The sequence below is a fragment of the Streptomyces sp. NBC_00076 genome, assembly GCF_045041235.1.
In the GTDB taxonomy this organism is placed as follows: domain Bacteria; phylum Actinomycetota; class Actinomycetes; order Streptomycetales; family Streptomycetaceae; genus Streptomyces.
This window is the reverse complement of record NZ_CP108242.1, coordinates 6116983-6134714: the sequence shown is the minus strand read 5'-3', so window position 1 is coordinate 6134714 and position 17732 is coordinate 6116983. Positions and strand designations below refer to the sequence as shown.

The window sequence follows — 17732 nt, the reverse complement described above, 5'->3', positions numbered from 1 at the left end:
CTGCCTTGCGCCGATGCCCGCGGCCGAGCGGATTTTTACGGCGCCGCGTGTCGAGTGGTGCATCGACGCGCTGGCCGACGCCGGGGACCTCGACCGCGACCGGGCGCGTAGTGGGCGCTGCTACGAGCCGTCGAGTACTGGCTGTGGGGGCTGAGAGTCGGCTTCACCGAGGACCCGGTGCGATGCCGACGCATCGTCGAGGCGCTCATGTGACCCCGGGGTGCCCCGGTCACGGTGTTCGGCCCGCTACCAAGCAGCCGCCTGGATCACTCGTACGGCGATGTCCTCGATCGACCGGCCGTCGGTCGGTATGCGGACCGTGCCCGCCGGAGCCTTCTCGTCCAGCTCCCGTGCCGCGCGCAGGCTCCGCTCGATGTGAGCGGTGAGCTGCGAGCCGATCTCGCGTTGAGCGAGCCGTTCCCGCACGGTCGCTTCCTCGGCCGTGAGCAGGACACAGGTGGCTCGGACCTCGCCGCCGCCCATGGCCCGGCTGATCATCGGCTCCTCCAGGATGCTCACCGTGTTCGTGTAGATGAGGCGATGCTGGCCGAGAGCGCTGTAGTTCGACCAGACCGCCGCGGTGTTCCGTTCGGTGATGGCTGCGCGGTGAGGGTCGTCCTCCGGGGCCGGATGGATCTGGTCCATGTAGTCGCCCTCAATCAGACAGTGCGCCGTTCCTCTCCCCTGCAACACCGCGGACACCTCCCATGCGACGGTCGTCTTTCCGACGCCCGCCCCACCACCGATGAGCAACAGTTCGTAAGCGGTCATGGCTGGTCAGCCTGGCAGGGTCCCGACTGTCAGGTCGACCGGTTGTAAACGGGTTGCCGTTGAAGGCCCCTGACGCGGATGCTTCCGCCATGCGGATGCACCCCAACCAGCTGACGGTGTCGCCTGAGACGGTACGCGCGTTGGTGGATCAGCAGTTTCCCGAGTGGCGGAGCCTGCCCGTCAGGAGCGTCGCTTCGCAGGGTACGGTCAACGCCCTCTTCCGCATCGGCGATCGGTTCGCGGCTCGGTTCCCTCTTGAGTCCGCCGAGGTCGAGCCGACGCGGCGCTGGCTGGAGTCCGAGGCGGAGGCGGCTCGCGAGCTGGCGGGCCGCACACGTTTCCCCACGCCCGAGCCGGTGGCGCTCGGTGAACCCGGGGCAGGCTACCCGCTTCCGTGGTCGGTGCAGACGTGGTTGCCGGGGGTCGTGGCCGACGACGAGGACCCCGGCGAATCAGTCGCGTTCGCCCGCGACTTGGCCGATCTCATCGGCGACCTGCGCGCGATCGACACGCGTGGCCGCACCTTCGCCGGCTCCGGCCGAGGCGGCGACCTGCGATCCCACGACGCGTGGATGGAGACCTGTTTCACGCGCAGTGAGCAACTCCTGGACGTTCCTCGGCTTCGCCGCATTTGGGCGGCCTTGCGCGAACTGCCGCGAGGGGCGGCTGAGGACGTCATGGCCCACTGCGACCTGATTCCTGGCAACGTGCTCGTGTCCGACGGCCGTCTTGCGGGGGTTCTCGACGTTGGCGGCTTCGGGCCTGCTGACCCTTCCCTGGATCTCGTGAGCGCGTGGCATCTGCTGGAGGCCGGGCCGCGGCAGGTGCTCCGCGATCACCTCGGTAGCAACGACCTCGAATGGGAGCGAGGCAAGGCATGGGCCTTCGTTCAAGCGATGGGTTTGGTCTGGTACTACGTCGACAGCAACCGGGTCATGAGTCGGCTGGGCCGACGATCCCTGGAACGCATCCTGGCGGACGAAGCCTCGCTTGATCTGCCGGCCTGGTCCCAGGCCGCGAACTGAGGGGGCGGGTTGTCGGACGACGGATGTGTTTTCTGCGTGATCGCGCGAGGTCAGCGTCGATGCTAGGCACCTTGGTCATCCACCGAGCTCGATCACGGTGAACGCGGGCGCCGCCGCACCCGTACCCACAACGGACACCGCCAATGAGCCCACTCCACCGGCTCCGCCTAGGATGATCCCGATGAAGAGCTCCGAGCAGCACCTCGCTCCACCGCCCGTGCGGCGGTGGCGTGCGCTGCTCGTGCTCGGGGTGCTGGCCGGGCTGCTGGGCATGCACGCGCTGGCCCCTGGCGGGGGCGGTGCCGGCCATGAACGGGTCGCCGAGGCGCGGCACATGACGTCCGTGACGGTCAGCGCTCATGACGAGTGTGCGGACTGCGGCGGAGGACACCTCCATCACGCCGACCCGACCTGCGCGGCGGCCGCGGTACGCGGTGCCCCGGACCTGCCCGCCCTTCTTCCCGACCCGGTGGCCGTCCCCGAACGCGGCGACGCCGTCTGCCCGTACGCGGCTGAGGCCCCGGACAGCGCACGTGCGCCACCGTCTCTGGCGGAACTCCAACTCCTGCGGATCTAGACACCACGCGGCACCACGTCACCCGTACGGCGACGCGGTGCGCCTCGGCATGTCCAGATCCATTCGCACGTCACAACAGGAGTTCCCGCATGCGCAACACCCGTACCCGTACCCTGACCCGCCGCGCCTTCCTCACGGCCGCCTCCGTCACCGCCGCACTGGTCCTCGCCGCCTGCGGCAGCGACAGCGGCGACAGCGGCGACAGCGACAGCAGCGGTAGCGCGGGCAGTGACACCTCCGCGTCGTCGTCCGCGAGCGCCGGCGCCGACGCGGCGGCCGGCGCGCACAACCCCCAGGACGTGTCCTTCGCGCAGGGCATGATCCCCCACCACCAGCAGGCTCTGACGATGGCGAAGCTCGCCGCCGACCGAGCCTCCTCCGCCAAGGTCAAGGACCTCGCCTCGCGCATCGAGAAGGCGCAGGACCCGGAGATCAAGACCATGAGCGGCTGGCTGACGTCCTGGGGCGAGGACGCCCCGAAGTCCGGCGACGGCATGGAGTCGATGCCCGGCATGGACCACTCGGGCGGCGATGCGATGCCCGGGATGATGGACCCCGCCGACATGGGCAAGCTGGACAAGGCGTCCGGCGCGGACTTCGACACCATGTTCCTGACCATGATGATCGACCACCACGAGGGCGCCGTCGACATGGCCAACACCGAGAAGAGCAAGGGCAAGTACGGTCCCGCCACGTCCATGGCCGACGACATCGTCACCGCGCAGACCGCCGAGATCACCGAGATGAACAAGCTCCTCGGCAAGAACTGACGAGCAGGAAGTGACGAGCAGGAAGTGACGAGTAGGAGCTGACGAGCGGAGGGGGCCGGTGTCCGCGCCGGCCCCCTCCCCTGCCGCCGTTCGCGCGCGGTCGCGGTCGGGCCTTCAGTGCACGTGCGGGCCGCCGGCTGTCTGCGGCTTGGTGTGCGGTACGAGGACCAGGGCGATCAGCGCGCTCGCCGCGGCGACGGAGGCGCTGAGCGTGAAGGCGTTGGTGAAGCCGTCAGCCGTTCCGTGTTCGATGCCGGACGCGGCGACGGTGGAGAGCACGGCGACACCGATCGAACCACCCACCTCGTGGAAGGTGTTGACGACTCCGGAGGCAAGCCCCGCCTCCTCGGGGACGACCAGGGCCAGCGCGGTGGTGGTGGCGGTGACGAAGACGGCGCCGATGCCGAGCGTCGCGATGACCAGGCCGGGCAGCAGCCCCGCGTACACGCTTCCGTCCGCCGGGAGCCAGGCCAGCGGCACCGTTCCGGCCGCCGCGAGCGCGAGCCCGGCCACCGCGGTGGTACGGCTGCCGATCCGGCCGACCAACCGCGATCCCAGGTGGGCGCCGATACCGGTGGACACCGCGACCGGCAGGAAGACGAGGCCGGTCTCCAGCGGGCTGTAGCCGCGCAGGTGCTGGAGGTAGACCGAGCCGAGGAAGAAGTACCCGATGAGCAGCGCGGTGGCCACGAGCATCAGGAACGCTCCCGCCAGCACCGGACGCCGGGTGAACATCCGCACGTCCATCAGCGGGGCCCGGTTCGCACGCTCCATGGCGGCGAACCCTGCGTAGAGGACGAGGGCGCCGAGCAGCGGCAGGACAGCGGTCGGGCCGGCCCAGCCCACGTCCCCCGCCCGCACCAGGCCGTAGATGAGGGAGGCGGTGCCCGCGGTGACCAGCACGGCGCCGGGCAGGTCGAGCCGGGCCGGCTGCGGGGCGCGGCGCGGCAGCAGCACGGGCAGGACCGCCAGTGCGACGACGCCGACGGGGACGTTGACGAAGAACACCCACTGCCATCCGGGGCCGTCGGTCAGGGCACCGCCGAGCAGGACGCCGGCGGCTGATCCGGTGCCGCCGAGGGCGGCCCACACGCCGAGGGCCTTGTTGCGCTCGGGGCCGTGGAAGGTGGTGGTGACGATGGACAGGGCCGCCGGGGAGAGCAGTGCGGCGCCGATGCCTTGCAGGGCGCGTCCGCTCATCAGCATCGGTGCGCCCGTGGCGAGGCCGGTGACGAGCGAGGCGGCGGTGAACACCGTGAGTCCGGCGAGCGCGGTGCGGTGGGCGCCGAACACGTCGGCCAGGCGGCCGCCGAGCAGCATCAGCCCGCCGAAGCACAGGGTGTACGTGGTGACGACCCAGGTGAGGGACTCGCGGCCGAGGTGAAGGTCGGCGGCCATGTCGGGCAGGGCGACGTTCACGACCGTGACGTCCAGGATGAGCATGAACTGGGCCACGCAGAGCAGCGCCAGCATCAGTCGGCGGCGGGGTACGGGCGGTGCGGACCCATGCTCGGTATGCAGAACGGGATGGGCGTGGCTCATGACGGCTCCCTCGAAACGGCCCATGGCGACTGCGGCCGGGCAGGCTCGCACCAGGGCGGGCGGCTGCTCTCTGCGGCCCTTTAACTGAACTGTACGGCTCAGTTCACATGAACTCAACCGTTCAGTTCAGGTACTGGGTAGACTGAGGCCATGAGCTCCGCGAACGCCACATCCGGAACGCCGGCCGCACCCGCCGTGTCAGCCGCACCGGCCAAGCCCGCCGCCAAGCAGCCACCCGCCGGACCACGTGCCGAGGCCAAGCGGCGCGCGATCATGACGGCGGCCCGCGAGCTGTTCCTGCGCGAGGGATTCGAGGTGAGCGTGGATGCGATCGCCGCGGCGGCAGGCGTGTCGAAGGTGACGGTCTACAACCACTTCGGCAGTAAGGAAGCGCTGTTCGTCGGCGTCATCAAGGATTCGCTCGACGCCCCCCTCGAAGGCGCGCCGGTCAGCGCCATCGACCACCTGGCCGAAGCCGACGATCTGCGTGAGGCCCTTACCGGCACCGCTCGCGCCTGGGTTCACGGAACCCGCGCCAACCCCGACGTCGTAGCCCTGCGCAACGTCGTCAGCCGCGAACTGCACCGCTTCCCCGAACTCGGTGCCGCCTGGCACCAGGCAGGGCCGGAAGGGCATCACCCCGCCGTGGCGAACACCCTGCGGCACCTGACAGATCAGGGCCGCCTCGACATCCCCGACATCGAGGTGGCCACCCTCCAGCTGTACTCCCTCCTCCACTTCCCGCACCTGGTGTTCAGCACCTATGGCGCGACCATCGACGACGACCTCACGGACCGCCTGATCGCCGGCGGCGTCGACATGTTCCTCGGGCGGTACACGCCGCGAGCCGCCAAGCCGTAACGGCTCGCGCACATGCGGCTACAGGGGGCTACGGGCATCCCAGATTACCCCCAGGGGGTATAAAGTCGAGCGCTTTTTTGGTTGCCGCATATACCCCACTGGGGTATACAGGAGTCATGCGCGAGGTACCCCTACCCCGTATCCGCGTCCGACACTGTGATCGAACCGACCAGGAGGAAGCCCATGTCCTCGTCCTGCTGCTCCACCGACGGCAACTGCTCGACCGGCACCGCCGACCAGGCCACGACCACGGCGACAGGCACAGCCACGGCGACGGCGACGGCGACGGCGACAGCCACGGAAGGCGTCACCACCACGTACGCCGTCTCAGGTATGACCTGCGGCCACTGCAAGGCCACCCTCACCAAGGTCATCGGCGACCTGGACGGCGTGACTGGTGTCGATGTCGACCTCGACACCGGTCGGGTCACCGTCACGAGCGACGCCGAGCCGGACGACGCGGTGATCGCCGAGGTCGTCGACGAGGCCGGGTACCAGCTGACCGGCAGGGCGTGACCCGCACTCCCCTGGCCCACCGGGACCCGGGTGCACGAGATCAGGCAACCCGATGAGAACGGACTGACGTCATGGACCACAGCGATCACCACACCGACACCCCGCACGACCGGGACACCCACGGTGACCACGGTGACCACCACGATCACGCCTCTCACGCGGGGCACGCGGGTGCCTCATGGGAAACGGCGGTGAGGGCGACACTGCACTGCCTGACCGGGTGCGCGATCGGCGAGATCCTCGGCATGGCCCTCGGTACCGCCCTCGGCTGGGGCAATGTGCCGACCATGGTCGCCGCGATCCTCCTCGCGTTCCTGTTCGGCTACTCGTTCACCCTGTTCGCGGTACGCGGCGCCGGCCTGGACCTCAGGTCCGCCGTCAAGGTGGCCCTGGCTGCCGACACCGTCTCCATCGCCGTGATGGAGCTGGTGGACAACGGCATCATCGCCCTCGTGCCGGGCGCGATGGAGGCCCAGCTGTCGGACGCGCTGTTCTGGTCGGCCCTCCTCGGCGGCTTCGTGATCGCCTTCCTGATCACCACCCCCGTGAACAAGTGGATGATCGGCCGCGGCAAGGGCCACGCCGTCGTCCACGGCTACCACTGACGACGAGCTGACGACGAGCTGACGACGAACTGCACGGACACGGCGTCGCCTAGCGCAGCGGCGCCGTGTCCAGCAGTTCGCCGGCCATCCGTTCCGCGGGCACCTCGGTCTGTTCGGCGACGCGGCGGAAGGTTTCCTGGGCGGGGCGGGCCGGCCATTCCGCGGGCAGGTGGAGAGCCGGGAGCCGGGGGTCCGTGCGGATGGTCCAGAGCCATTCGCTGACCAGCCGCAGCCGGGTCCCGATCGGGTCGTCCCCGGACCCGGCGTCCAGATGGGCGGTCCAGCGCTTGTCGAAGGAGACGTAGCGGGCGGCGATGCTCTCCAGGTCCCAGGTGTCGCGGACCATCAGCCCGATGTCGGTGGCCTCGTCGGCCCGGGCGTGGAAGATCTTGACGTGGGCGGTGAGGCCGAGTTCCGCGACGATGTCGGCGACCTCGACCCTCCCGGGGGCGACCCACAGCCCGCTGTAGAGCGCGCCGAATCCGGACCACGCGAGCTGCGAGCGCAGGTCATGGCGCTGTCGCTGCCAGGACTCGGGGAACGAGAAGCCCAGCAGCGTCCAGCCGCCGTCCCAGTCGTCGTTGACCGCGCCCTTCTGCCAGATCCGGATCCGGCCGTCCTCCAGGACGCGCGTCGCCTGCGCGGTCAGGCCGAAGTACATCCGGCGGCCCTCCCGCTGACGCCGCAGCAGCCCCCGGTTGACCATGCGGGTCAGCGTGGACCGTACGGCCTGTTCACCGACGCCGACGCGGCCGAGCACGTCGATGATGCTGCCCGAGTAGACACCCAGGGCGCCCGCGTCCAGGACGTGGTTGCCGAAGAAGGCCAGCATCAGCGACTGCGGGCGCAGCTGCGGACTGCCCGAGGGGTCGCTGGGGTCGCTGCCCGCGATGTCGCTGCCCTCGCCGCCCGAGGTGTCGCCGCCCGAGGTGTCCAGGATGTCGTTGTCCTCCACGCTGGCAAGCGTACGACCGCCCGCTCCGGATGCCGCGGGCGGTCGTGGCACGTCAGCGGCGGTCGGCCGGATGGGCAAGGTCGTACGGCCGCGGGTACGGGGCGGGACGGTAGGCGGCGTAACGGGCGGGGGAGGTCGGGTCGGCCGCGGCGGCCGCGGTGTTGAGGGATCCCGGGTCGGTGTCGTGCCAGCCGCCGGTGTTGACGCGGTCCTCCAGGGTGTGCAGGGCGGCGAGTTGCTCGGCGGGGCTGAAGGTGCAGTGCCCGGCGTTCTCGACGTAGGCCTGTCGAAGGAGGGGTGCCGAACCGGCGGCGGTGACGGCGCGGCGCAGGGCGCTCTCGGTCTGGACGGGCACCAGGGCGTCGCCGGTGGTGTGGATGTCGAACTGCGGCTTGGTCAGCCGGCCGGTGAAGGAACTGGTCCGGCTCATCCACGCGGCGGCGGCCGGGTCGGCGCTGATGCGCGGGGCGCGGTCGAGGGTGGCGAGGTCGGCGCGCAGGGAGAGGCCGGCCTTCTTGTACAGCTCGGTGACCTCCTTGCGGACGGAGGAGCGGCCGAGCATCGCGGCGTAGTCGACGCCGGTGTTCCAGGACATGTTGCCGCCGGCCCGGGACTCGGACTCCTGCCGCCGGTTGAAGGCGGCGATCTTCAGCAGACCCTTGACGGCCTCGTACTGGTTGGCCTGTTGGGCGTCCCAGTCGGTCGCGGAGGGGCGGGTCTGCGTCGGCTGGTTCCAGACCGGGATGTTGTGCAGGGCGGCGGCCAGGGCTGTGCGGGCCCGGCCTTCGGGCGTCGTCTGCGCCGAGTCGACCACGGCCGTCAGGGTGTTCGCCGCGTCGGTGGCGGCCGTCTGGTCCGCGAGGTTCACCAGGGGGACGTCGGAGCCGGGCGCGAGGAGTGTCTTGATGGCGAAGACGGGGTCGAGGGTGTTGTTCCAGTTGGCGATGCCACCGTGGACGAGGCCGCACATGGACAGGGAGCCGTCGATCCGGTCGGGGTGGCGCTCGGCGATCGCGGTGGTGACGAGCCCGCCGTACGACCGTCCCCAGGCGATCGTGCGGCCGGCCGCGCCGAAGCGGTCGGTGAAGGCGGAGAGGGCGGCCATCTGGTCGGGGACCGCGTCCGTCACCGCCCAGCCCGTGGTGGCGTACGAGGAACCGACGAGCGCGTATCCCTGCTGGAGGAGGAGGGCCTTCGTGGCCTCGTCCGGGGCGTCCTGCGCGGGGTTGGGCCGGCCGGTCTCGTTGTACCCGTGGCTGAAGAGGAGCACGGTGCCGTTCCAGGCCGAGGGCACATCCATCAGGTACGTGGCGCCGGAGGGGAGGCGGCCCTCGATGTGGCTCGTGTCCACCGCGACCGCCGTCGAGGCGGGGAGGGCGGTGGCGGCGAACAGCAGGGCGGCGACCCAGGCGGTGCGGGTACGGGGGCGGGTGCGGGTACGGGTGCGGGTGCGGGGCGTCATGCGGAGATCTCCTGCGTGTGGGGGGCGTCGGAGGCCGTGGTGGTGTCGGCGGCGTCGATGAGGGACGACCGGCTGGTCTCGCGTACGAAGAGGACGGTCACGGCGGTGATCGCCGCGCCCCCGAGCAGCAGCAGCGCCACCGGGGTGCTGGAGCCGCCGTTCCCCGCCACCAGGCTGCCGGCGATCATCGGGGAGAAGCCGGCGCCGATGAGGGTGGCGCCCTGGTAGCCGAGGGAGGCTCCCGTGTAGCGGACCTTGGTGCCGAACATCTCGGTGAGCAGGGCGCCCAGCGGGCCGTACATCGTGGACTGGGCGATGCCGTGGCCGAGGACGACGGCGAGGATCAGCAGTCCGGGCGACTTCGAGTCGACCAGCGCGAGGACGGGGAAGGCGAGCGCCGCCGAGGCGAGGGCTCCGGCGAGGACGACCGGGCGGCGGCCGATCCGGTCGGAGAGCGCGGACGCACAGGGCAGCACGACCAGGGCGACGCAGGCGGAGACCGTGAGCGCGGTGAGCACCTGCGGGCGGGCGTAGCCGATGCCGGTGGCGTACGCGATGAGGTAACTGGTCAGCAGCGACTGGGCGGTGAAGGCGCCGATGCCGACGCAGCAGGCCAGCACGAGGGGCCGCGGGCGGCGCAGTACGTCGAGGATCGGCAGCCGTGACTCGGCGCGGTCCTTCTTCACCTCGGCGAAGAGCGGACTCTCGACGACCTTGAGCCGGACGAAGAGGCCCACGCCGAGCAGCACCACGCTCAGCAGGAACGGCACGCGCCATCCCCAGGCCGCGAACTCGTCCTTGGGGAGGGCGACGACGAGCGCGACGACGGCGGTGGACAGCAGGGAGCCGAGCGGGGCTCCCATCTGCGTGAAGCTGGACCACAGTCCGCGCCGCCGCTCGCCCGCGTGCTCGACGACCATCAGCGTGGCGCCACCCCACTCACCGCCGATGGCGATGCCCTGCACGACCCGCAGGGCGATCAGCAGGACCGGCGCCCAGACACCGATGGTGTCGTACGTGGGCAGCAGGCCGACGAGGAAACTCGCGCCGCCCATCAGGCCCATGGTGAGCAAAAGCATCGACTTGCGGCCGAGCCGGTCGCCGAAGTGACCGAAGAGGATGCCGCCGAGGGGGCGGGCGACATAGCCGGCGGCGAAGGTGCCGAACGCGGCGATCGTGCCGACGGCGGGGTCGGCGCCGGGGAAGAACAGCTCGCCGAAGACGAGGGCGGCGACGGTTCCGTAGACCAGGAAGTCGTAGAACTCGACGGCGGTGCCGAGCAGTCCGGACAGGGCGACCCTGCGGAGTTGGCGGGCGCGTTCGGGGGACGGGGGCGCGGGCGGTGATGCGATGGGGTGGGGCATCGCGGTCTCCCTTGAGCGGGGGAAGGACACCGTGAAGTTAGGCGCTTGAGTCACCTCCGTCAAGAAAGTGCACAACATTGCTCGAGGGAGGGGGCCGCACCCTCTTTTGGGCAGAGCACTCCCCCGTGACGGCGGACCGTCAGCTGAATCGTCGATTTCGCAAGGTCACCGGCTCATGGACCGGCCCGGGGGCCCGCGCCTGCTAAGACCCGAACGAGCTGAGCCCGCCCCCGACGGTGAACCCGATCACCGCGCCGCCCCCGTCCCGCCGGATCGCGAACGGCGTTCCCCCGTGCGCGAGTGCCACCTCCCGCACGATGGACAGGCCGAGGCCGGAGCCGGGCAGGGAGCGGGCGTCTGCGGCGCGGTAGAAGCGGTCGAAGACGCGGACGAGGTCGGTGTCGGCGACACCGGGGCCGCGGTCGAGGACCTCGACGCGGACGGTCCCCGGGACGGCGGGGCCGGTGACGTCGATCTCGATGGGCGAGGTGCCGTCACGGTCGAACTTCGCCGCGTTGTCGACGAGGTTGGACAGGGCGCGGGTCAGCATGGCGGGCCGGCCGTCGGTCGTGGTGTCGCCCCTCGCGCGGAGCAGGATCTGACGGCCGGTGCGGCGGCGGGCGAGCCCGGCGACGTCCTCCGCGATGTCGGCGAGGTCGACCCGTCGCGGCGGTTCGGTGTCGGACTGCCCGGCCGCGAGATCCACCAGCTCGTTGACCAGGTCGGTGAGCTCACGCGCCTCCTGGCCGAGGTCCGCGACCAGCTCCTCGCGGGTGGCGGGGGGCAGCTCGTCGATCCTGTGGAGCAGCGAGATGTTCGTACGCAGCGAGGTCAGTGGCGTACGCAGCTCGTGCCCGGCGTCCTGCACGAGGCGGCGCTGGTCCTCCTCGGACTGGGCGAGACGGCCGAGCATGCGGTCGAAGGCGCGGCCGAGGCGGCCGACCTCGTCGTAGCCGGTGACGGGTACCTGGATGCCGAGGCGGCGGGTGCGGGCGACGTCCTCGGCGGCCGAGGTGAGGATCACCAGGCGGCGGGTGATGCGCCGGGCCAGCCACCAGCCGAACAGCCCCGCCCCGACCACGACCGCGGCCATCAGGATCAGGGTCCGCTGCTGGAGCGCCCGCAGCAGGTCCTCGGTGTCGCTGAACTCCTGCGCGACCTGCACCGCGCCCCGGCCGCCGCCGAGGGAGACGGTCGCGATGCGGTAGACGTCGCTGCCGACGCCGACGTCCTTGTGCTCGACCGTCCGCCCGGCCACGATGACGCCCGCGGTCCGACGGTCGCTGCCGGTCACCGGCAGGCCCGGGCGGCCCGGGTCGACGACCGCACCGTCCGACCCCAGCACCTGCACATCGGTCCGGGCCGGCCGTACCAGGTCGTGACCCGGCTCCGACGAGGAGAAGTCCTCCGGCGCCATGCTGTGCTGGCGCACCTCGTCCCGCAGATCCTGCACGACCTGGTCGAACACGGACTCCTGGTCCACCCGCACCAGCCGCGCGGCCGCACTGTACGACAGCACCCCGACCAGGACGGTGACGGCGGCGGTCACCGTGGCGAAGGACAGCGCGAAGGTGGTGCGCAGGGACAGCAGCCGGGGCCGCCGCGAGGAGAGCAGTCGCCCGAGGCGGCGCACTCAGTCCTCCCGCAGCACGTAACCCACCCCGCGGACCGTGTGGATCAGCGCGGGCGCGCCCGGCTCGTCGAGCTTGCGGCGCAGGTAGCCGACGTACACGGCTAGGTTCTTGGAGCCGGGACCGAAGTCGTAGCCCCAGATGCGGTCGTAGATCGTGGAGTGGTCGAGGACGATGCCCGCGTTGCGCACCAGCAGTTCCAGGAGCTCGAACTCGGTGCGGGTCAGCTCCAGCTCGCGCGTCCGGCGCCAGGCGCGGCGGGCCTGTACGTCCATGCGCAGCCCGGCCGCCTCGATCTGCCCCTCAGGGGCCGGTGGCGGCTTCGGCACGCCGGTCAGAGCGCCGACCGGGCTGGTGCGGCGCAACAGGGCACGCAGCCGGGCGAAGACCTCCTCGACGTCGAAGGGCTTCACCACGTAGTCGTCTGCGCCCGCGTCCAGGCCGGCGATCCGGTCCTGGGTCTCGACCAGTGCCGTCAGCATCAGGATCGGCGTGCGGTCGCCTTCGGCGCGCAGCACCCGGCAGACCTGGAGGCCGTCGATACCGGGCATCATCACGTCCAGGACGAGCACGTCCGGCGGGGTCCGGTGGGCCTGCGCCAGCGCCTCGACGCCGTCGGCGACCGCGGTGACCCGATAGCCCTCCAGTGTCAGGGCCCGCTCCAGGGCGTGACGGATTGCGCGGTCGTCTTCGGCGAGCAGCACGGTTCGGGACACGTCCTCAGTGTGCCCTGGCCTCCGGCGACCGGGCCGTGTGAGGGTTCTTACGGTCACCCTTCTTACTGGGATCTCACCGTCACACGGCCCCGGCGCACGCTCACACCCGCAGCGCGGCCAGCCGCTCCTCGAACGGCACGACGGCGAAGTCGCCCGAGACGCTTGTGGGGTTTCCCGACCCGTCGTTGGGGACCTGCGTGACCTGTGCGGGCGGCGTGACCTGCGTGGCCCGCTGACCCCGCGTGCCCACCGACAACCCCGTCATCAGCCCCGCCAGCTCCCCCGCCGCCCGCTCGATCCGCCCGTCCAGTCCCTCGGCGCCCCAGTCCTCCGAGGCCGCGTACACCCCGGTCGGGACGACGACGGCCCGCAGGTGGGCGAAGAGCGGCCGCAGCGCGTGGTCCAGCACGAGGCTGTGCCGGGCGGTGCCGCCGGTCGCCGCGATCAGCACGGGCTTTCCCGCCAGCGCGTCCTCGTCGCTCACGCCGAGCACGTCGAAGAACGACTTGAACAGCCCGCTGTACGACGCCGAGAACACCGGAGTGACGACGATCAGCCCGTCCGCCCCGGTCACCGCGTCGATCGCGGCGGCGAGCTTCCGCCCCGGGAACCCGTTGGTGAAGTTGTGCGCGATCTCCACGGCGAGGTCGCGCAACTCGACGACCCGCGTCTCGACGACCTGCGTGTCCGCGACCTGCGGGTCCACGACTTCCGTGTCCCCGACTTCCGTGTCCCCGACTTCCGTGTCCACGACCTGCCCGTCGACCGGGGTCCGGCGCCCCACGGCGGCGGCCAGCCGGTCGGCCAGCAGCCGGGTGGACGACGGGACACTCAGCCCGGCCGAGACGACGACGAGCTTCATTCGGTGGTCTCTCCCTTCGAGGCGGCGGTGAGCAGCGACTGGTGGGTGGGCGCCTCGGGCACCTCGGCCGGACGTCCGACCGCGAACTCCTTGCGCAGCACCGGTACGACCTCCTCGCCGAGCATGTCCAGCTGCTCCAGCACGGTCTTCAGCGGCAGTCCGGCGTGGTCCAGCAGGAACAGCTGGCGCTGGTAGTCACCGGCGTACTCGCGGAAGGCCAGGGTCTTCTCGATGACCTGCTCCGGGGAGCCCACGGTCAGCGGGGTCTGCTCGGTGAACTCCTCCAGCGACGGCCCGTGCCCGTAGACGGGGGCGACGTCGAAGTACGGCCGGAACTCGCGCACCGCGTCCTGGGAGTTCCTCCGCATGAACACCTGGCCGCCGAGGCCGACGATCGCCTGCTCGGGCGTGCCGTGCCCGTAGTGGGCGTACCGGCTGCGGTAGAGCTCGACCATCCGCTTGGTGTGGTCGGCCGGCCAGAAGATGTTGTTGTGGAAGAAGCCGTCGCCGTAGTACGCGGCCTGCTCGGCGATCTCCGGCGAGCGGATCGAGCCGTGCCAGACGAACGGCGGCACGCCGTCCAGCGGGCGGGGCGTGGACGTGAAGCCCTGCAACGGGGTACGGAACTTCCCCTCCCAGTTCACGACGTCCTCGCGCCACAGCCGACGCAGCAGGGCGTAGTTCTCGACGGCGAGGTTGATGCCCTGCCGGATGTCCTGCCCGAACCACGGATACACCGGCCCGGTGTTGCCGCGCCCCATCATCAGGTCCACCCGGCCGTCCGCCAGGTGCTGGAGCATCGCGAAGTCCTCGGCGATCTTCACCGGGTCGTTGGTGGTGATGAGGGTGGTGGAGGTGGACAGGACCAGCTTCTCCGTCCGCGCGGCCACGTAGCCGAGCATGGTCGTCGGGGACGACGGCACGAACGGCGGGTTGTGGTGCTCGCCGGTCGCGAAGACGTCGAGCCCGACCTCCTCGGCCTTCAGCGCGATGGCGACCATGGCCTTGATGCGCTCGTGCTCGCTCGGCGTACGGCCCGTGGTCGGGTCCGGCGTGACGTCGCCGACGCTGAAGATCCCGAACTGCATGGTCGCTCAACCTCCAAGTTGTTGACCGTTCAACTATAGCCCTGCAACGATCCCCCGGCCACGCGTATTCCCCGCCGCACCCCCCGGGCACCCCCCGGCGTATCCCCCGTCTCATTCCGACGATTCCCGACGGACTGCACCCATGGGCCCGCGCATCGACCCCGTGCCCGATGTCAGTACCCCGTCCTACGATCCCCTCATGGCCCCCGTACGCCGTGACACCCGAGGCATCGTCGACGCCACGGAACTCTTCGCGCACGTGGACTTCCGCCGCGTCGAGCCCGCCGAACCCCTGCGCCGATACGTCGAGCAGTACTGGCTGATCGACTGGAACCTCTCCGAGCCGTACGTCTCCCATGTGGTCCCGCACCCGGCCGTCAACATCGTCTTCCAGCGGTTCCCGGACCAGGAGCCCTTCGCCGAGGTCTCCGGCGTCCAGCACGGCCTGTTCGCGCAGAAGCTGGAGGGACGGGGCCGGGTGTGCGGCGTCAAGTTCAGGCCGGGCGGCTTCCGGCCCTTCGCTCCGGAGCGGGCGGTGACGGAGTGGACGGGCCAGCGGATCCGGCAGCCCGAGGTGTACGCCGACACCGACCCGGCCACGATCCTCGCCCCGGACGACGACGCCGCTCGGGCAGCGGCCCTCGACGCGTTCCTGCTGACGCTGGGCCCGCACCCCGACCCGCAGGCCGACCTGGCGATGACCCTCGTCGACCGCATCCGGACCGACCGCACGATCCGCCGCGTCGCCGACTTCGCCCGCGCCGAGGGCGTGTCCGTACGACTGTTGCAGCGCCTGTTCGCCGCGTACGTCGGCGTCGGCCCCAAGTGGGTCATCCTGCGCTACCGCATCCACGAGGCACTGGAGCGGGCGGAGACGGACAAGGCGGTGGACTGGGCCGCCCTCGCCGCCGACCTCGGATACGCCGACCAGGCCCACCTGGTGCGCGACTTCACGACGACGGTGGGCGTACCGCCGACGGCGTACGCGCAAGCCGTGCACTGACCTCCCGGCATCAAAATGCGCTTGACCCTCAACCCTCCGTGTCCGACATTTATCTGCGTGACGCAGATACTGCATGACAAAGATGAAAAGTGGATGTCCGCCCGCACCCGCTGGGCGATCCTCGCCGTGGTCCTCGCCGCCGACGTGCTGGACCTCCTCGACGCCACGATCACCAACATCGCCGCCCCGACCATCACCGAGGATCTCGGCGGCGGCGCGAGCCTGGTCCAGTGGCTCGGCGCCTCCTACGCGCTCGCGCTCGGCGTGCTGCTCGTGCCCGGCGGACGGCTCGGCGACAGATACGGGCGCCGCCGGATGTTCCTGTTCGGCCTGACCGGCTTCGTCGCCGCGTCTTTGGCCTGCGGGCTCGCCCCGACCCCGCCGGCGCTGGTCGTCGCCCGCCTCGTCCAGGGCGCCTTCGCCGCGCTCGTCATCCCGCAGGGCTTCGGCATCCTGGGCGCCACCTGGCCGCGCGACCAGATCGGCAAGGCGTTCAGCCTGTTCGGGCCGGTGATGGGCCTGTCGGCCGTCGGCGGCCCGATCCTCGCCGGGTTCCTCGTCGACGCCGACCTCGCGGGGCTCGGATGGCGCCCCATGTTCCTGATCAACCTGGTCCTGGGCGGTGCCGCCCTGCTCGCCGCCGCACGCCTGCTGCCGCGTGACACCGGCGATCCGTCCGTGTCGGTCGACGGCCCCGGATCGGCATTGCTCGGCGGCGCACTGCTCGGCCTGCTCGGCGGCCTCATCGACGGCTCGGACCACGGCTGGACGCCCCGCGCGTTCGCCCTGCTGCTCCTCGGACTCGCCCTGTTCGCCGGCTTCTGCCACCGCCAGCGCACCGCCGCCCACCCGCTCGTCCAGCCGTCGCTGCTCCGCAACCGCGGCTTCACCTCGGGCCTGATCCTCGGCATCGTCGCCTTCGCCGCGACCGCCGGTCTCCTCTACGTCCTCTCCCTCTTCTTCCAGCACGGCCTCGGCCGCTCCCCCGCCGACACCGCGCTCGGGCTGATCCCCCTCTCCCTCGGGATCGTCATCGCTTCCATCGCCTGCTACCGCCTCATCCACTCCTACGGCCGCCGGCTCGTCGTCGCCGGACTACTGATCGTCCTCGCGGGCTGCGGATACCTGGCCCTTCTGGTCCTCGACTCCGGCACGGCCGTCGGCAGTTGGGCCCTCGTCCCGCCCGTGCTCCTGATCGGCGTCGGCATGGGCACCTGCTTCGGCACGGTCTACGACGTCACGATCGGCGACATCGCCCCCGAGGAGGCGGGGAGCGCGAGCGGCTCCCTCAACGCGGTGCAGCAGGTCGCCAACGCGATCGGCGCGGCCACCGTCACCACGGTGTACTTCCACTCGACCGACGGCGGTCAGGCCCACGCGATGACCGTGAGCCTCGTCGTGGTCGCCGCGGCCACGGCCCTGTGCCTGCCCCTCGTACGCCTGCTGCCGCGGGAGGCGCAGGCGGACCACCACCACTGAGGCATGCCGGGCCCCGGGTGCGGCCGCCGGCGAGAACGACGAGAGCGACGAGAAGAAGCTCGGCCGCCCCGTCACACTTCCGTCCCGCTCCCCGTCAACCCGGTGAACGCACCGCAGCCCACCGACGAGGAGCACACCATGTCCGTCGCCCACACCGTCGTCACCCTGCTGGCCGCCGCCATGGCGGGCTACTCGGGGATCGTCGTCCTCACCCGGGCCGAGTGGATCACCAAGGCCCTGACCGACTACCACGTGCCGAGCTCGTGGTGGCCCCGGCTCGGGGCGGCGAAGGTCGCCGGGGCCGTGGGTCTACTGGTCGGCCTGCTCGTGCCGGCCATCGGGATCGCGGCCGGGATCGGCCTGGTGCTGTACTTCGCCGGGGCGGTCGTCACCGTTGCGCGGGCGCGGTGGTACTCGCACATCCCGTTCCCGCTGGTGTACGCCGCCCCGGTGGTCGCCGCGATGACGCTGGGCGCCCTGGCGTGACCCGGTTCCGGGTCCGGTC

The 17732-nt window shown here is 71.1% G+C and carries 18 protein-coding genes; 9 read left to right on the top strand and 9 right to left on the bottom strand.

The features are described from left to right. Positions 1 to 246 precede the first annotated feature (246 nt). Positions 247 to 771 (bottom strand): hypothetical protein, encoded by a 525-nt coding sequence (locus OHA64_RS28015; RefSeq protein ID WP_405617564.1) that lies wholly within the window; start codon positions 769 to 771, stop codon positions 247 to 249. 89 nt (positions 772 to 860) lie between these two features. Between OHA64_RS28015 and OHA64_RS28010 the strand changes: the two genes are divergently transcribed. The 3 genes from OHA64_RS28010 to OHA64_RS28000 all read left to right on the top strand — a co-directional run bounded on the left by OHA64_RS28010 (position 861) and on the right by OHA64_RS28000 (position 3143). After that, positions 861 to 1796 (top strand): aminoglycoside phosphotransferase family protein, encoded by a 936-nt coding sequence (locus tag OHA64_RS28010; protein ID WP_405617562.1) that lies wholly within the window; start codon positions 861 to 863, stop codon positions 1794 to 1796. Positions 1797 to 1977: 181 nt separating this feature from the next. Then, a complete protein-coding gene (locus OHA64_RS28005; protein WP_405617560.1) occupies positions 1978 to 2373 on the top strand; it encodes a DUF6153 family protein in 396 nt (131 codons plus the stop codon). 89 nt (positions 2374 to 2462) lie between these two features. Continuing rightward, positions 2463 to 3143 (top strand): DUF305 domain-containing protein, encoded by a 681-nt coding sequence (locus OHA64_RS28000; RefSeq protein ID WP_405617558.1) that lies wholly within the window; start codon positions 2463 to 2465, stop codon positions 3141 to 3143. A gap of 114 nt (positions 3144 to 3257) precedes the next feature. On the opposite strand, the gene OHA64_RS27995 is transcribed toward OHA64_RS28000, so the two are convergent. Continuing rightward, positions 3258 to 4685: an MFS transporter gene (locus OHA64_RS27995; RefSeq protein WP_405617556.1), complete on the bottom strand. Its 1428-nt coding sequence runs from the start codon at positions 4683 to 4685 to the stop codon at positions 3258 to 3260. Between the two features lie 150 nt (positions 4686 to 4835). On the opposite strand from OHA64_RS27995, the gene OHA64_RS27990 reads away from it, so the two are divergent. The 3 genes from OHA64_RS27990 (at position 4836) to OHA64_RS27980 (ending at position 6667) form a co-directional block, all read left to right on the top strand. After that, positions 4836 to 5546: a TetR/AcrR family transcriptional regulator gene (locus tag OHA64_RS27990; protein ID WP_405617554.1), complete on the top strand. Its 711-nt coding sequence runs from the start codon at positions 4836 to 4838 to the stop codon at positions 5544 to 5546. A 183-nt stretch (positions 5547 to 5729) separates the two neighbouring features. Further along, complete coding sequence (locus OHA64_RS27985; protein WP_405617552.1) at positions 5730 to 6062, top strand: heavy-metal-associated domain-containing protein; 333 nt, start codon at positions 5730 to 5732, stop codon at positions 6060 to 6062. Between the two features lie 71 nt (positions 6063 to 6133). Further along, positions 6134 to 6667 (top strand): DUF4396 domain-containing protein, encoded by a 534-nt coding sequence (locus tag OHA64_RS27980; protein WP_405617550.1) that lies wholly within the window; start codon positions 6134 to 6136, stop codon positions 6665 to 6667. A gap of 49 nt (positions 6668 to 6716) precedes the next feature. On the opposite strand, the gene OHA64_RS27975 is transcribed toward OHA64_RS27980, so the two are convergent. The 7 genes from OHA64_RS27975 to OHA64_RS27945 form a co-directional block, all read right to left on the bottom strand. Further along, positions 6717 to 7622: a PaaX family transcriptional regulator C-terminal domain-containing protein gene (locus OHA64_RS27975; RefSeq protein WP_405617548.1), complete on the bottom strand. Its 906-nt coding sequence runs from the start codon at positions 7620 to 7622 to the stop codon at positions 6717 to 6719. 52 nt (positions 7623 to 7674) lie between these two features. Beyond that, entirely contained in the window at positions 7675 to 9084 is a 1410-nt protein-coding gene (locus OHA64_RS27970) for an alpha/beta hydrolase family protein (protein WP_405617546.1), read from the bottom strand. Next, a complete protein-coding gene (locus tag OHA64_RS27965; protein WP_405617544.1) occupies positions 9081 to 10448 on the bottom strand; it encodes an MFS transporter in 1368 nt (455 codons plus the stop codon). The genes OHA64_RS27970 and OHA64_RS27965 overlap by 4 nt, the downstream gene beginning before the upstream one ends. 202 nt (positions 10449 to 10650) lie before the next feature. Beyond that, on the bottom strand, positions 10651 to 12081 hold the full coding sequence (locus OHA64_RS27960) for an ATP-binding protein (protein WP_405617542.1): 1431 nt from the start codon (positions 12079 to 12081) through the stop codon (positions 10651 to 10653). Then, positions 12082 to 12783: a response regulator transcription factor gene (locus OHA64_RS27955; protein WP_405624141.1), complete on the bottom strand. Its 702-nt coding sequence runs from the start codon at positions 12781 to 12783 to the stop codon at positions 12082 to 12084. 112 nt (positions 12784 to 12895) lie between these two features. Then, positions 12896 to 13657 carry an FMN reductase gene (locus tag OHA64_RS27950; RefSeq protein ID WP_405617540.1) on the bottom strand — a complete coding sequence of 254 codons (762 nt, stop codon included), beginning with the start codon at positions 13655 to 13657 and terminating at the stop codon, positions 12896 to 12898. Then, positions 13654 to 14745 carry an LLM class flavin-dependent oxidoreductase gene (locus OHA64_RS27945; RefSeq protein WP_405617538.1) on the bottom strand — a complete coding sequence of 364 codons (1092 nt, stop codon included), beginning with the start codon at positions 14743 to 14745 and terminating at the stop codon, positions 13654 to 13656. The genes OHA64_RS27950 and OHA64_RS27945 overlap by 4 nt, the downstream gene beginning before the upstream one ends. A 199-nt stretch (positions 14746 to 14944) precedes the next feature. Here OHA64_RS27945 and OHA64_RS27940 point away from each other — a divergent pair, with 199 nt between their 5' ends. The 3 genes from OHA64_RS27940 to OHA64_RS27930 all read left to right on the top strand — a co-directional run bounded on the left by OHA64_RS27940 (position 14945) and on the right by OHA64_RS27930 (position 17713). Next, positions 14945 to 15748 carry a DUF6597 domain-containing transcriptional factor gene (locus tag OHA64_RS27940; protein ID WP_405617536.1) on the top strand — a complete coding sequence of 268 codons (804 nt, stop codon included), beginning with the start codon at positions 14945 to 14947 and terminating at the stop codon, positions 15746 to 15748. A 93-nt stretch (positions 15749 to 15841) separates the two neighbouring features. Then, a complete protein-coding gene (locus OHA64_RS27935) occupies positions 15842 to 17227 on the top strand; it encodes an MFS transporter (protein ID WP_405617534.1) in 1386 nt (461 codons plus the stop codon). 138 nt (positions 17228 to 17365) lie between these two features. Then, positions 17366 to 17713, top strand: a complete 348-nt coding sequence (locus tag OHA64_RS27930; protein WP_405624140.1) for a DoxX family protein — start codon at positions 17366 to 17368, stop codon at positions 17711 to 17713. Positions 17714 to 17732: the final 19 nt, after the last annotated feature.